The organism is Micromonospora sp. PTRAS2 (genome assembly GCF_054052245.1).
Genome location: NZ_JBSWBU010000007.1, coordinates 280,685 through 295,401, shown reverse-complemented (window position 1 = coordinate 295,401; position 14,717 = coordinate 280,685). Strand labels below are relative to the sequence as shown.

11 protein-coding genes are annotated in these 14,717 nt (G+C 76.1%); 7 read left to right on the top strand and 4 right to left on the bottom strand.

From position 1 onward, the window contains the following. The first annotated feature begins 14 nt into the window (after nucleotides 1-14). The 3 genes from ACVMYR_RS22705 to ACVMYR_RS22695 are packed head-to-tail and all read left to right on the top strand — an operon-like array spanning nucleotide 15 to nucleotide 5,106. The gene (locus tag ACVMYR_RS22705) at nucleotides 15-1,580 is read left to right on the top strand and encodes an ABC transporter substrate-binding protein (RefSeq protein ID WP_396791827.1); all 1,566 of its coding nucleotides are present in this window, start codon (nucleotides 15-17) and stop codon (nucleotides 1,578-1,580) included. Next, entirely contained in the window at nucleotides 1,577-2,527 is a 951-nt protein-coding gene (locus tag ACVMYR_RS22700) for an ABC transporter permease (protein WP_396791825.1), read from the top strand. Before ACVMYR_RS22705 ends, ACVMYR_RS22700 begins: the two co-directional genes overlap by 4 nt. Further along, nucleotides 2,524-5,106, top strand: a complete 2,583-nt coding sequence (locus ACVMYR_RS22695; RefSeq protein WP_457122660.1) for an ABC transporter ATP-binding protein/permease — start codon at nucleotides 2,524-2,526, stop codon at nucleotides 5,104-5,106. Before ACVMYR_RS22700 ends, ACVMYR_RS22695 begins: the two co-directional genes overlap by 4 nt. Nucleotides 5,107-5,141: 35 nt before the next feature. Here the strand turns inward: ACVMYR_RS22695 and ACVMYR_RS22690 are convergent, their stop codons facing one another. Continuing rightward, entirely contained in the window at nucleotides 5,142-5,411 is a 270-nt protein-coding gene (locus ACVMYR_RS22690) for a GlsB/YeaQ/YmgE family stress response membrane protein (RefSeq protein ID WP_396791821.1), read from the bottom strand. Further along, nucleotides 5,408-5,863, bottom strand: a complete 456-nt coding sequence (locus tag ACVMYR_RS22685) for an STAS domain-containing protein (protein ID WP_077940191.1) — start codon at nucleotides 5,861-5,863, stop codon at nucleotides 5,408-5,410. The genes ACVMYR_RS22690 and ACVMYR_RS22685 overlap by 4 nt, the downstream gene beginning before the upstream one ends. A 152-nt stretch (nucleotides 5,864-6,015) precedes the next feature. Between ACVMYR_RS22685 and ACVMYR_RS22680 the strand changes: the two genes are divergently transcribed. The 4 genes from ACVMYR_RS22680 (at nucleotide 6,016) to ACVMYR_RS22665 (ending at nucleotide 9,708) form a co-directional block, all read left to right on the top strand. Then, nucleotides 6,016-6,702: a response regulator transcription factor gene (locus tag ACVMYR_RS22680; RefSeq protein WP_077940192.1), complete on the top strand. Its 687-nt coding sequence runs from the start codon at nucleotides 6,016-6,018 to the stop codon at nucleotides 6,700-6,702. After that, nucleotides 6,699-8,078, top strand: coding sequence for a sensor histidine kinase (locus ACVMYR_RS22675; protein WP_457122659.1), 1,380 nt, complete (start codon nucleotides 6,699-6,701; stop codon nucleotides 8,076-8,078). Before ACVMYR_RS22680 ends, ACVMYR_RS22675 begins: the two co-directional genes overlap by 4 nt. Further along, on the top strand, nucleotides 8,075-8,650 hold the full coding sequence (locus ACVMYR_RS22670; RefSeq protein WP_077940194.1) for a GerMN domain-containing protein: 576 nt from the start codon (nucleotides 8,075-8,077) through the stop codon (nucleotides 8,648-8,650). Before ACVMYR_RS22675 ends, ACVMYR_RS22670 begins: the two co-directional genes overlap by 4 nt. A 173-nt stretch (nucleotides 8,651-8,823) precedes the next feature. After that, on the top strand, nucleotides 8,824-9,708 hold the full coding sequence (locus ACVMYR_RS22665) for a ribosome-inactivating family protein (RefSeq protein ID WP_158229511.1): 885 nt from the start codon (nucleotides 8,824-8,826) through the stop codon (nucleotides 9,706-9,708). Nucleotides 9,709-9,755: 47 nt separating this feature from the next. Here the strand turns inward: ACVMYR_RS22665 and ACVMYR_RS22660 are convergent, their stop codons facing one another. Continuing rightward, the gene (locus ACVMYR_RS22660) at nucleotides 9,756-12,044 is read right to left on the bottom strand and encodes an ATP-binding protein (protein WP_457122658.1); all 2,289 of its coding nucleotides are present in this window, start codon (nucleotides 12,042-12,044) and stop codon (nucleotides 9,756-9,758) included. Between the two features lie 380 nt (nucleotides 12,045-12,424). Continuing rightward, entirely contained in the window at nucleotides 12,425-14,701 is a 2,277-nt protein-coding gene (locus ACVMYR_RS22655) for a glycosyl hydrolase family 95 catalytic domain-containing protein (RefSeq protein ID WP_457122657.1), read from the bottom strand. Nucleotides 14,702-14,717 lie beyond the last annotated feature (16 nt).

Genomic DNA, 14,717 nt, shown 5'->3' with positions numbered 1-14,717 from the left:
TGGAGGGACCCCCCGTGACATCCGTCATCCCTATGCCCGCCGCCCGGCTGACCCGGCGCGGCCTGCTCGGCGGCGCAGCCGCCGCCGCGTCGGCCACCCTGCTCGCCGGGTGCGGCGACAGCCCCACCGGCACCGCCTCCGACCGGCCGCGCCGGGGCGGCCGGCTGCGGGCCGTGTTCGCCGGCGGCGGCGCGCAGGAGACCCTCGACCCGCACCTGGCGAACCTGTTCAACGAGGCGTCCCGGGCCAAGGCCATGTTCGACAAGCTCGCCGACTACGGCCCTGACGTGTCGATCCGGCCCCGCCTGGCCAGCGGGTGGGAGCCCGACGCCGGCCTCACCCGGTGGCGGATCACCCTGCGCGAGGCCACCTTCCACGACGGCCGCCCCGTGCGCGCCGCCGACGTGCTGTACAGCTACGCCCGGATCACCGACCCGAAGCGCGCCTTCCGGGCCAGGGCCAGCCTGGAGCTGATCGACCTGCGCGGCAGCCGGGCGGTCGACGACCGGACCGTCGAACTCGCGCTGCGCCGGCCGTTCGCCGAGTTCCCCAACGTCCTGGCGGCCTTCGGCGCGTACGTGGTGCCCGAGGGCGCCGACGCCTTCGACCGGCCCGTCGGCTCCGGCCCGTTCGCCTTCGGCGCGTTCCAGCCGGGCCGGTCCCTGCTGCTCAAGCGGTACGCCGACCACTGGGACGGCGCGCCGCACCTGGACGAGCTGGAATATCTCGTGGCCAACGAGGAGTCCGCCCGGATCAACGCGCTGCTCGGCGGGCAGGCCGACTACGCCCACGACGTCACGCCCACCACCGCCCGCACCTACGCGGGCGACGCGCGGGTGCGGATCACCCGGATGGCCAACAGCACCATGCAGGCCCTCGCCATGAAGGTCGACCGGCCGCCGTTCGACAACCGGGACCTGCGGGAGGCGATGTTCCTGCTCACCGACCGCCAGCAGCTCGTCGACACCGTGCTGTCCGGCGCCGGCCAGGTCGGCAACGACCTGTTCGGCAAGGGCTACCAGCACTACGCCGACGACATCGCCCAGCGCGTGCCCGACCTCGACCGGGCCCGCTTCCTCGTCGAGCGGGCCGGCGCCCGGGGGCTGCGCATCCCGCTGGACACCGCCCCCGTGGCCAGCGGCTTCGTGGAGACCGCGAGCGTCTTCGCCGAGCAGGCCCGGCAGGTCGGGCTGACCGTCGAGGCGCGCAGCGGCAACAAGGACACCTACTGGAAGGACATCCTGACGGGCGGGGTGCTCGCCTGCTACCGTTCGGGAGCCATGCCCATCGAGACTCATATATCTCAGCGGCTGCTGAGCACGTCCACCACCAACGCCACCCGGTGGCGGCGGCCCGACTTCGACGCGCTCTACGCCCGCGCCGTGTCCAGCACCGACGAGCAGACCCGCCGGCAGGCGTACGGCGACATGCAGCGCGTCCTGCACGCCGAGGGCGGCTTCCTGGTCTGGGGCTTCGCCGACTTCCTCGTCGCGACCAGCCCCCGCGTCGGCGGGGTGTCCGCCGCCGCGCCGGCCAACACCCTCGACTGGGCGCGCTTCGACAAGGTCTGGCTGGGTTGAGCCTGCCCCGCTACGCCGCCCGGCGGGCCCTCGTCGGGGCCGGGCAGGTCGTCGGCGTCGCCACCGTCGTGTTCGTCCTGACCGAGGCGCTGCCCGGGGACGCCGCCGTGGTGATCGCCGGCGACCAGCCCGACCCCGCGCGCATCGCCCTCCTGCGCGACCAGCTCGACCTGGACCGGCCCGCCTGGCAGCGCTACCTCGACTGGCTCGCCGACCTCGCCGGCGGCGACCTCGGCGTCTCGCTGGTCTCCCAGCGGCCGGTCGCCGGGGTCCTCGCCGCCGGGGCCGCGCCCACCGTGCTGCTCGCCGCCGTCACCCTGCTGCTGCTCGTCCCGCTCTCCGTCGGGCTGGGGATGCTCGCGGCCCGGCGGGAGGGTGGCCGCCTCGACCGGGCGCTGTCCGCCACCGCCGTCGGCCTGTACGCGGTGCCCGAGTTCGCCCTGGCCCTGCTGCTCGTCGCGGTGTTCGGCATCCGGCTGGCCTGGCTCCCGCCCACCGCCGTGGGCACCGGCGGCGACCTGCTGTCCCGGCCCGCCGTGCTGGTGCTGCCCCTGGTGGTGCTGCTGGCCCGGCCGTTCTGCTCGCTGAGCCGGCTGACCCGCGCCGGCATGATCGAGGCGATGCGGGCGGAACACGTCGCGCACGCCCGGCGACTCGGCGTGCCCGAGCGCCGGCTGCGGCTGGTCCACGCGCTGCCCAACGCCCTCGCGCCCGTCGCCCAGCAGCTCGCCCGCACCACCGACTGGCTGCTCGGCGGGGTGATCGTCGTCGAGGCGGTGTTCGTCGTCCCCGGCCTGGGCACCGCGCTGGTCGACGCGGTGACCGCCCGCGACGTGCCCACCGTGCAGGGGCTGTGCGTGCTGGTCGCCGTGACCACGGTGACGGTGAACCTCGCCGCCGACCTGGTGGCGTTCCGGCTCGCCCCGCGCGTCGGGGCCGCCGCGTGAGCCCACCCGGTCGCCGCCACCGCACCCCGGCCCGGCTGCGCCTGGCCGTCGGCGTCGCGCTGCTCGCCGTACCCCTGCTGGTCGCCGTGGTGGGGCCGGCCCTGGCCGGCGACGCGGCGCCGCGCGGACGGCCGTTCGACCCGGGCGGCGCGTTCGGCACCGACTTCGTCGGGCGCGACGTGCTGCGCCAGGTGCTGCTCGGCGGGCGCTCCGTGGTCGGCGTGGCGCTCGCCGCGACCGCCCTGGCGTACCTGGTGGGGGTGCCGCTGGGGCTGCTCGCCGCGCTGACCCGCCGCCGGTGGCTCGACGAGCTGGTCATGCGCCCGCTGGACCTGCTGCTCGCCGTGCCGTCGCTGATCCTGCTGATCCTGCTGGCGGCCACCGCGCCGCGCGGGCCGGCCACCCTCGTCGGCATCGTCGCGGTGATCGGCCTGCCCGAGGTCGCCCGGATCAGCCGCGCCGCGGCGCTTCCGCTGGCGCACGGCCCCGCCATGGAGGCGATGCGGCTGTACCGGGAGACGTGGTGGCGGCGCGCCGTCGGCCACGTCGTGACCGGCAGCCGCCGGGTGCTGCTCGCCGACGCGGGCGTGCGGTTCATCGGCGCGCTGTACCTCGTCGCCACGGCCAGCTTCCTCGGCGTCGGCGTCGCCCCCGACGCCGCCGACTGGGCGGTCATGGTGGACCGCAACCGCGCCGGCCTGCTGCTGCAACCCTGGTCGGTGCTGGTGCCCGCCGCGCTCCTCGTCGCCCTCGCCGTCGGCGTCAACCTCGTCGCCGACCGGCTGCTCGCCGACCGCGACGCGGCGGCCGGCGAGGGGGCCGCCCGGGACGCGGGATCCCGGCACGGGGCCGCCCACCGGGACGCGCCCGGGGCACGTGTCCCCGCCGCCCGGGCGCCGCTCGACGACGGGGCCGCCGGCCCGGCCGTCGCCGCCGGCCCGCCGACGCCGCCGGTGGACGCCTGCGCGGTCCGGGTGGTCGGCCTCGACGCCGAGGTCGCCGGGCGTCGCCTGCTCGCCGGGGTCTCGTTCACGGTGGCGGCGGGCGAGGTGCTGGCGCTCGTCGGCCGCTCCGGCAGCGGCAAGACCACCGCCGGCCGGGCGCTGCTGGGGGAGGCCGGCCCCGGCGTGCGGCTCGCCGGCCGGGTGGAGGTGGCCGGCCGTGCCGTGTCCCCGGCGACCCCACCGCCCCCGGGCGTCGTCGGCTACGTCCCGCAGCAGCCGTCGGCGGCGCTCAACCCCGTCCGCCGGATCGGCGCGGTGCTGCGCGAGGTCGCGCTGCGCCACACCCGGCCGGAGCGGCGGACACCCGGCGGCCCTTTGGGCGACGCGGCGGCCCGCGCGACGGTGACCCGGCGGTCGGCGGTGCGCCGGGCGGTGGCCGACGTGCTGGCCCGCGTCGACCTGCCCGCCGACCGGGAGTTCCTGCGGCGCTTCCCGCACCAGCTCTCCGGCGGCCAGCAGCAGCGCCTCGTCGTCGCCCACGCGCTGCTGGCCAGGGCGCGCGTCCTGGTCGCCGACGAACCGACCACCGGGCAGGACAGCCTCACCCGCCGCGACGTCGCTCACGAGCTGCGGACCCTCGCCGACGCCGGGATGGCGGTGGTGCTGCTCAGCCACGACCTGCACCTGGTGCGCGCCGTGGCCGACCGGCTGGTCGTCCTGGACGCCGGCGCGGTCGTCGAGGCCGGCCCGGCGGCCGACGTGCTCGCCGCGCCCCGGGACGAGCGCACGCGCCGCCTGCTCGCCGCCGCCCCGGCCGCGCCGCTCGCCGCCGCCTCTGCCGCCGCAGCACCGGCGCTGCGCGTGGGCGACCTGGTCGCCGCCCACCGTGCCGGCGCCCGCCGCCGTACCGTGCTGCGCGGCGTCACCGCCGCCGTCGCCCCCGGCGGATGCCTCGCCGTGGTCGGCCGCTCCGGCAGCGGCAAGACGACGCTCGCTCGCTGCGTCGCCGGGCTGCACCCGCCGCGCGGTGGAACCGTGGGCCTCGACGGCCGGCCGCTGGCCGGGACCCTGGACCGGCGAACCCGCGCGGACCTCGCCGCCGTCCAGTACGTCTTCCAGGACGCCCGGGCCAGCTTCCACCCCCACCGGTCGGTCCTGGAGCAGGTGTCGAGGGCCGCCGTGCGGCTGCGCGCCCTGCCGCCGACCCGGGCCCGCGACGCCGCGCGCCGCGCCCTCGGCGAGGTCGGCCTCGCGGCGGACGTCGTCGCGCGCCGCCCCGACCGGCTCTCCGGCGGCGAGCTGCAACGCGCCGCCCTGGCCCGGGCTCTGCTGGCCGAGCCCCGCGTGGTGATCTGCGACGAGATCACCTCAGGACTGGACACGGTCAGCCGGGACCGGATCGTGGCCCTCGTCGACCGGCTGCGCCGCGCCCACGGGCTGGCCCTCGTGGTGATCAGCCACGACCGCGACGTCGTCGCCCGCCTCGCCGACCACGTCGTCGTCCTGGACGCGGGGCAGGTCGTCGAGGCCGGGCCCGCGTCCGCCCTGCTCACCGCCGCCCGGCACCCGCTGACCCGGGCGCTGCTGCACCCGTCGGAGACCGGGGTCGGCCCCGTGACCGGCCCGCGGCCGTGATCGTTTCCCGGCCCGGGCCGATGCGGGCCGACCCGTCAGACGGAGTCGGAGCGGCCGGCGGTGGCCGCGACGAGGACGACGCCGACCCCGGCCATCCCCGCCTGCACGACCACGTCGACCAGGCGGAACCCCTGCCCGTTCGCGCCGGCGAGACGGGCGACGACGCTGCCGGCCAGGGCGGCGACCACACCGACGACGAGGGTGAGCCACAGCGGCGCGGTCGGTCGGCCCGGCACGGCGAGCCGGCCGAGCGCCCCCACGACGAGCCCGACGACGACGGCGCTGACCAGCGCGGCGACGGTCACGCCCACTCCGCCGACCGGCGGGTGCGCCCCTGGCCGGCCGGTGCCGGGCGACGGCTGCCACCCCCGCCGCCCGGCACGACCGCCCGGCCGACCGGCGGTGCCACCGGGCCGGGCCGTTCGGGGGACCCGGTCGCCGCGTCGCCGACGACGACCGGCAGCACCTGGTCCAGCCGGGCCGACTGCAGGATGCGCCGGATCCGGGGATTCGGTTCGCGGACGGTGAGCACCCCGTCGGCGCGGGTCAGCCGCCGGTGCACGTCCAGCAGGAACCCGATGGCGGCGGCGTCGATGTGCCGGCAGGCGGACAGGTCCACCACGATCTGGGCGGGACGCAGCGCGAGCAGCCGGTCGAACACGGCGCCGGTCTCCGGCAGGCAGGCCAGGTCGAACTCGGTCACGGCCACCTCGACCAGGGGGATCGTGCACTCCGGGCGTGCCAGCGGCGTCGTCACGGCCGTACCCCTTCCTCTCGCCCGACCGGTCCCCGCCACCGTGCCGGCCGGGGTTGGCGGGCACCGCGCGGACGTGTGACAGTTGCGTGACAAATCCGTCGTACGCGGGACACGGTTGGCCGCCGGGCGACGGCCTTGGGGATGATGCCGTCATGACGGCCGTACTGGTGATCGAGGACGACGACCGCATCCGGCTGGCGCTGCTGCTCGCGCTGGAGGACGAGGGTTACGACGCCCGGGGCGCGGCGACCGCCGAGGAGGGGCTGCGCGCCCAGCGCCGCGACCCGGCCGACTACGTCCTGGTCGACCTGATGCTGCCCGGCCTCGACGGCTTCGAGTGCATCCGCCAGTTGCGCCGCGACGACGACGTGCCGATCGTGGTGGTGAGCGCCCGCGACGACACCCACGACATCGTCGCCGCCCTGGAGGCCGGCGCGGACGACTACCTCGTCAAACCGGTGGCGATCAAGGAACTCACCGCCCGGCTGCGGGCCCTGCGCCGCCGCGCCCGCGCCGCCGCCCCGGTCGCCGCCGAGCCGGTGCCGGTCCTGGCGTTCGGCGACCTGGAGGTCAGCCCCGAGGCGGGCGAGGTACGCCGCGCCGGGCAGCGGGTGCCGGTGACCCGCACCGAGTTCCGGCTGCTGTGCGAGCTGGCCGAGCACGCCGGCCGGGTGCTGTCGCGCCAGCAACTGCTGCAACGGGTCTGGGGCTACGACACCGGCGACGAGCGGCTGGTCGACGTGCACGTCGGACGGCTGCGGCAGAAGATAGAGTCGGATCCGGCCAACCCCGAACACCTGGTGACCCTGCGCGGGCTCGGCTACAAGCTGCGCCGATGAGCCCGCTGCGCCGCCCGCCCCGGCTCCGCCTCGGCCTGCGCGCCCGGGTCATGGCCGCGTTCGCCCTGGGCGCGCTGCTGCTGGCCGCGTCGATGGCCCTGATCTCCTACGAGCTGACCCGCCAGTCGCTGATCGACGAGCGGGAACGCACCGCCGTGCGGGCCGCGTACTTCGACGCGGCCGTGGTGCGCAGCGGCCTGGACACCGACGCCCCCGACGTGGTGGAGGTGCTGCGGTCGCTGGACACCGGCAGCAGCAGGCGGGCCCTGCTGCACCTGGACGGCAGGTGGCACGCCCGTATCGCCGACTCGGGCCTCACCGCCGCCGTCCCGCCGGAGCTGCAACAGCTCGTCGGCTCGGGGCAGCCGGCCGTGCAGCGGGTCCGCGTCGACGGACAGACCGCCCTGCTGGTCGGGGTGCCGCTGTCCGGCTCGGCGACGTACTACGAGGTCAACTCGCTGTGGGAGCTGGAACGGACCTTCCAGGCGCTGGCCCTGGCCCTGACGGCGGTGGCCATCCTCGTGGCCGGCTCCGGGGCGGCCCTGGGCTGGTATGCGACGCGGCACGGGCTGCGCCCTCTCACGGCGGTCGCGGACGCCGCGGAGAAGATCGCCGCCGGTGACGTCACCGCCCGCCTCGACCCGGCCACCGACCCGGACCTGACCCGGCTGTCCACCTCGTTCAACCACATGGTCGACCAGTTGGCCCGCCGGATCGAGCGGGACCGCCGCTTCGCCGCCGACGTCAGCCACGAGCTGCGCTCGCCGCTGCAGACCCTCGCCGCGGCGGCCAGCGTCCTGCAGCGGCGGCGGGAACACCACGACGAGCGCACCGCCGTGGCCGCCGGCCTCGTCGCCGACGAGATCGACCGGTTCCAGCGGCTGGTCAACGACCTCATCGACCTGGCACGCAGCGACCAGCCCGCCCACCGTGCCCCGGTCGACGTGGCCGACCTGGCCCGGCGCGCCTGCGCCGGCCACGACCTGCCGCCCACGCTGGTCCGCCTCGCGGCCGGCACCCCGGCCACCTGGCGGGTGGAGCGGCGTCGCGTCGCGCAGGTGCTGGCCAACCTGCTCGACAACGCGGTGCGCTACGGTGCGGGCCCGGTGGCGGTGCGGCTGTCACGCGACGGCGACATCGGCATCATCGAGGTGGACGACGACGGCCCCGGCGTGCCGGTCGAGGACCGGGCCGTCATCTTCGACCGCTTCGTCCGGGGCCGGGCCGCCCACGCCCGGGGCACCGGCGACGGAACCGGCCTCGGTCTGGCGCTGGTCGCCCAGCACGCCGCCGCCCACGGCGGCACGGCCGGCGTCGACGACCGCCCCGGCGGGGGAGCGCGGTTCCGGGTGGCCCTGCCGGGGAGCCTCGCGTGAGCCGCCGTGCGGCGCGGGCGCTGCTGTCGGCCCTCGTGGTGGCCTGCACGGTGGCGGCCTGCGGGGTGCCGGCCGAGGACACGCCCCGGGCCGTCGAGGCCCCACCCGGGCCGTTCCCGTCCCCCGCGACCGTCGACGGCCCCGCGACGGTCGGACCGGTCACCGTGACGCTGTGCTTCGTGCGGGACGATCGGCTGGTCCCGGTGGACCGGCGGGTGGGCCGCCCCCTCGACGCCGAGGACCAGCTGCGGGACCTGCTCGCCGGACCCAGCGCCGTCGAGCGGGACAGCGGTCTGACCAGCGCGTTGCCGGGGGCGATCGGCGCCGGCGTGGTGGGCGTCGCCGACGGCCAGGCACGCGTACGGGTCGACGGGACCGGCGACGACACCGGCCGCAGCGACGAGGTGCTCGCGTTCGGTCAGATCGTCTGCACGCTGGCCGCCCGCGACGACGTCGACGCCGTGGCGTTCCTGCGTGACGGCCGCCCCCTCGGGGTGCCGCGCGCGGACGGCTCGCTGTCGGCGCAGCCGCTGACCCCCGCAGACTACGCCGCGCTGACCGCGACCCGCTGACTGTCGGCCCCGCTGGCCGTCGCATGTGGACGGCGGAGTGTGGACGGTCACTGTCGTCGAGTTCTGCGTGTCTTCTGCGTGGTGCCCCGCCCGGCGCGCCGGTTGGATCGACGTTGCCCGCCAGACAGCGTCGCGGCGTCGGCCGCCGACCGCACCCCGAAAGGACCAGATTCGTGTCACTGCTCCATGCGTGCAGAGGAAGCGGACGGCGGATCAGCGCCCTGTTCGTCGCCTTCGTCATGATGCTCGGCATCGCCACGGTGCCGCAGTCGCCCGCCCACGCCCAACCCGGCGACAGTCTGTCGATCATCGACTGGAACATCTCCAGGATCACCGACGGCGGCGACGTCCACGAGAGCCGTTACTTCAACATGATCGCCGCCATCCACACCTACAGCGGCAACTACATCGCCAACGAGGTGATGCAGACCAACGGCAACTACCGCGGCATGATCCAGGTGCGGGTGCTCGACACCAACAACGCCCACCTGGTCTCGCTCTACTTCTGGGCCGACAACCTGTACCTGGCGGCGTGGTACTCCCCGACGAACAACCGGCACTACCTGTTCAACCAGGGCGGCCGGTGGCAGAACGTCGTCAGCCTCCTCGGCCTCGACATCAGCCGGGTCACGGTATACAACATGGACGGCAACTACAACGAGCTGGTGGGGGGCAACTCCCGCAGCACGCTGGTGACGAACCCGCAGCGGATGTACGACAGCCTGCGCATCCTCGGGCGGACCACCACGCTCAACAACGACGTCAGCGCGGCGCTGGTCCAGGCGATCACGATGACCTCCGAGGCGGCGCGGTACTCCCCGATCCTGGACACCATCCGGTACAACATCCGTTACGCCAACCGCCTGCAGTCCCTGCCGCTCAACGACGACAACGTCTGGCTGACGACGCACTGGGGCACGGTGTCCGCGTTCGTCCACCGGGTGCTGATGAACCCGTCCGGTCAGATGATCGTGCTCTACGGACGGATCGTCATCACCACCCTCGCCGGGCTGATCAGCTGGCTCAAGTGGGTGGAGATCAACGGGTACATCGTCTGACCTGGTCCGGGCCCCGCGACCCGCCGTCGGTGGGCCGCGGGGTGTCGCTATGGTGCCGAAGCGCCCAGCGCGTCGAGCTGCTGCACCGTCTCCCGCTGGCCCGCCTCGTCGCCGAGCTCCCGCTGCAACCGCATCGTCGCGCGCAGGTCGGCCGCCGCAGCCGGCCGGTCGCCCAGCCCCTCGTGGGCGGTGGCCCGCAACCGCAGGACGGCGACGGTGAACTTCTGGTGCCGCAGCTCCTCGTTGAGGCGCAGCGCCTCGTCGGCCAGCTCGACCATGCGTTGCCACTGGTCCAGCCCGCCGTGCAGCTCGATCATCGCCTGCATCGCCGACAGCTGGCTGATCAGCACGATGTGCCGGGGCAGGGCGGTCTCCGGCGTGGTGACGATCTCGATCACCTCGGCGTACGCGGCGAGGGCCTCCTCGTACCGGCCGGCGTCGCGCAGCGTCCGGCCGAGTATCACCAGCGACTGCGGCAGGCCCTGCCAGTCCCGCACCGACCGGAACAGGGCGACCGACTCCTGCGCGTGCCGCATCGCGACGTCGAACCGGCCCAGCCGGGCGTTCGCGTACGAGCAGTAGAAGCGCGCCCAGCCCTGCTGGTCCTCGTCGCCGGCCCGGCGGGCGTGCTCGTACGCCAGCTCGGCCTGGCGCAGCCCCTCCTCCGGCTCGCTGCGCGGGTAGATGTACGCCCAGGCCAGGTAGCCCCGGTGCACCGCCCGCAGGTGGTCGTCGCCGAGCCCGTCGGCGGCGGCGCTGGACAGCGCGAACACCTCCGCCCAGTGCTCCCAGTGCGCCCACAGGTCGGAGAACCAGTGCAGGGACTCGGCGACGTCAACGACCCGCTGGTGGGCGCCCTCGGCGGCGGCCCGGCGCAGGGCGGGCAGCCAGTTGTCGCCCTCGGCCTGGAGCCACTCGCGGGCGGTGTCGGCCGAGTCCAGCTCGACGTACCGGGTCGCGCCGGGCGCGGGAGCGCCGTATGCGGGCTCGAACCACCGGCCGGCGACGATCGTCGTGTCGAGCAGCCAGTCCGCCGCGCGCCGGTCCGCGTTCGCCCGGTCCTGGGCGGACTCCTCCCGCTCTAGTTCTCCCTGGGCGTAGAGGCGCAGCAGGTCGTGCAGGAAGAACCGCCCGTCGCCGCCCTGCTGGAGCAGGCCCAGGTCGATCAGCTCGTCGAGCGCGTCCTCGGTGCGCGTCGGCGTCTCCTCCACCAGCACGGCGGCCAGCTCCACCGCCGTGCTGGGGCCGGGCACGGCCGCGAGCCGCCGGAACAGCCGGCGGCCGATGCCCGAAAGCTGCTGGTACGACAGCGCGAACGCCGCCTTCACCTGGAGGTCGCCGACGGCGAGCGCGTCGAGCCGGTGCTCGTGCGCGGACAGCCGGATGACCAGGTCGCCGGCCGTCCAGGCGGGGCGGCTGGCCAGCCGGTTGCCGGCGATCCGCAACGCCAGCGGCACGTGGGCGCACAGGCGGGCGAGCTGCCGCAGCCCATCGGCGTCGGCGGTCCGGTGCGTGACGATCCCGGCGAGCAGCGCGACGGAGGCGGCCTCCGGCAGCGGCTCCAGCGACAGCCGGTGCACGCCCTCCAGGCCGCCGAGGGTGCGACGGCTGGTCACCACGACCGCCGCCGGTCCCTCCGCCGGCAGGGCCGGGCGCACCTGCCCCTCGTGCGCGGCGTTGTCCAGCAGCACCAGGATCCGCCGCCTCCCGACGACGGTACGCCACAGCGCCGCGGCGTCGTCGACGTCCCGGGGGGTCGGCCCGGCGCCCGGCTCGACGGCGTGCACGAGCCGGTCGAGCACGGCCGTGGGGGTCAGCGGCCGGGCGTCGAGCCCTCGCAGGTCGAGGAAGAACTGGCCGTCGGGGAAGGCATCGGCGGTCTGGGCGGCGGCCTGCACGGCCAGGGACGTCTTGCCGAGCCCGGGCGCCCCGCTGACCAGCACCACCGGGGCCGGCAGCCCGGCGCGGGCCGCCTCGACGAGGACCCGGACGCTGTCGAGCTCCGCGCGGCGGCCGGTGAAGTCCGCGACCCGCCGGGGCAGCGGGCACCGCCCCTGGGCGGCCGGCTGCCCGCGGCGTCGCCCGGCCCGGGCCGCGCCGGTCAGCGCCGCGTGCTGCTCGGGACTGAGGGCCAGGGCGGCGGCGATCGCCGTGACGGTGCGGGCCTGCGGGCCCTGGCTGACGCCGCGCTCCATGTCGCTGATCGCCCGGTCGCTGACGCCCGACCGTTCCGCGAGCTGCTCCAGGGTCAGGTCCGCGGCGATCCGCAGCGTGCGCAGCAGCGGCCCGAAGGCAAGGCCCTCCACCGGCGGGTCTTCCCGAGGAACTGCGGTCACCGCCCCATGCTCGCACGCCGGGAGCGGGCCGCCGCTGTCGCGTCCGGTGGCTCCCGCAGCGAGCCGCACGTCGTGCCCCAGGGGTCGGTGCTCAGGCCTGCGCCGTCGCGGTCGATCGCGTTCCGTGACGGTGGCAGAGGTTGGCCGGGAGGGACGGCCGCTGTCGCTCTCGGTGACGAACTGCCGACCCCGGCCCACCGCTTGTCGGCCCTTTGCTCTGCACCCACCCGCGCAACACCCCGCCCGAGCTGCTCCTGCCGGGGGCAGAGCGGGGCCGGGGTGCGGCATCGGGTTGCGCTGCGTGAAGCGTTGCGTCCGTGGGTGCAGAGCAAAGGAGGCGGTGGAAGTGGTGGGGGCAGGCCCGGCGCAACCGCGTTGCGTTACCTGCCGTCGCTGCGGGGACCGAAGACCAGCTCCACCGGTCGGCCGGCGCGCAGCTCGACCGCCACGTCCCCGTACGGGCTGGACACCGTGAGTCGCTGGCCGACGGGGGAGCGCAGCCGTGCCCGCACCGACGAGGCGTCCCAGGCCAGCTCCTCGACGGTGACCCGGCCCCGGCAGGTCGCCCCGCGCAGCACCCCCCGGTCCAGGCCGGGCAGCGGGGCCGGGAGCAGCCGTACGCGGCCGGGCCGGGAATGCACCAGCGACTCGATCAACACGCCGGGCAGGGCGTGTGCGGCGTCGGCGTTGTAGGTCTCCCGGCCCGGGTTGTGCGAGCTCATCAGCGACCGGAAGAACATGTCGTTGCCGAGGATCTTGGCCACGTTCTCCCCGGCCAGCGCGCCGTCGCGCAGGCGTGTCGCGACGAGCGCCCGGTGCAGGCTGCCGTGGGCGGAGAGGTTCTCGTCGCCGCGCAGGACCAGCGCGCGGCGCGCGGCGGCGGCCAGCTCGGGGGTGTCGTCCGGGTTGATCTCGTCCAACGGCCACACGGGGTAGAGGTGGCTGACGTGCCGGTGGTCCTCGTCGCTGCGGTAGCCCGGCCAGGCCCACTCCGCCAGCGCGCCGCGCTCATCGACCCGGTACGCGGGCAGCCGCCCCCGCAGTGCCGCCCACCGGTCGGTGCCGGTGACGGCGTCGGCGGTGGCCAGGGTGTGCCGGGCGGCGGCGATGTCCATCGTGGCGTTGACCGCCAGGTGCACCGGCCGGCCGTCGTCGTCCAGCGGGCCGGTCTCGGCCGAGTACGACGGCACCACGACCACCGTGCCGTCGGCGGCGGAGACGGTGAGCACGTCGGCGAAGAACTCGGCGGCCTCCGTCAGCCAGCCGGCCAGCTCGCCGAGCGGCTCCCCGGTCACCAGGTGGTGCTCGTACAGGGGGAAGAGCAGCCAGTCCGCGCCGGGGAGCCACGCGGCGAACGGCCAGTCGTCGTGCATGTGGAACAGGTGCCCGTGCTCCCCGTCGGTGCGGCTGGGCGCGAGCAGGCCCCGCGCGCCGTAGATCGCCTCGGCGTTGCGCCGCCAGTCGTCGACCTGCGACCCGATCAGCCGCGCGTACGCCTCGCTCACCTCGGGCAGGGCCCCGATGTTGGCCCCCGCCAGTTGCAGGTTGAGGTTGGCGTCAGTGGTGAAGTCGCCCGCCCAGGCCGCGTCCCACGAGCCGAGCCACAGCCCGGTCAGCCGGGGCGGCAGGACGCCGCTGGCGCTCAGCAGCAGGTACCGCCCCGCGTGGAACAGCCGCTCCACCAGCGCCGGGTAGGGCCGCTGCGGGTCGGCGGCCTGCCGGGCGAGCAGCTCGCCGACGGGCAGCTCCCGCTCGGCGGCCGGCACGGCCAGGTCCAGGCTCGCCCGGTCGTAGGCGGGGGAGTGCCGGGCGGCGTGCCGGGCGAGGAGGCCGGCGTACCCGGCGGGGGAGCGGACGCGCAGCGTCTCCTCCAGCTCGGCGGTGCGCCACGGCGGCGTGCCGGGCCGGTCGAGCACCATGGTGAGCAGTGCCGGCCCGCGCACCGCCACCCGGTCGCCGAGCACCCGCACGTCGCCGGTGAGCAGGGCCAGGCCCTCGAAGCCGTACGCGCCGCCCACCGGCGGGTAGTGGCCGCGGATGCGCAGGAAGACATCCTGTCCGCGCTGGTACGCCGCGGTCTCGTAGCGGACGTCCGCCGGGCGGCCGGGCAGGTCGCCGGTGAGCCCCACCACGCAGTCGCCCGCCTCCAGCCGCAGCACCACCAGGCCGTCGGCGCGGGAGACGAAGCCGCGCCGCTCGCCGCCGGCCCACTCCACGACGACCTCCCCGGTGCGGAAGTCGGTGCTCCGCCGGTACCCGGCCGGCAGCGCCGCCGCGCCCGGCCCCGCCGCTCCGCCCGGCTCCACTGCTCCGCCCGGCCCCGCCGCGTCGATCGTCAGCGCGAAGCCCGGGTGGAACGACTGGGTCCAGCGCAGCTCCCGGCCGCCGCCGAGCAGCCGGCTCGCCTCCGCCCGCCGGCCGGCGAGCGCCAGCTCGCGGACCCGGGGCAGCAGGTGGGCCAGCCGGGGCGGCCGGGCGTCGTGGGTGCCGTTGGGCAGCACGAACCGGTGGTGGTTGACGACGACCCGCTCGGCGTGGGGATCACCGAGCACCATGATCCCGTACTCGCCGTTGCCGGACAGGAAGGCGTCCTCCCAGCCGGCGGCGGGGGCGTCGTCCCAGATCCCGTGGGCGGACGCGGGCAGGGCAGCCGTCATCGACGGTCCTCTCTGG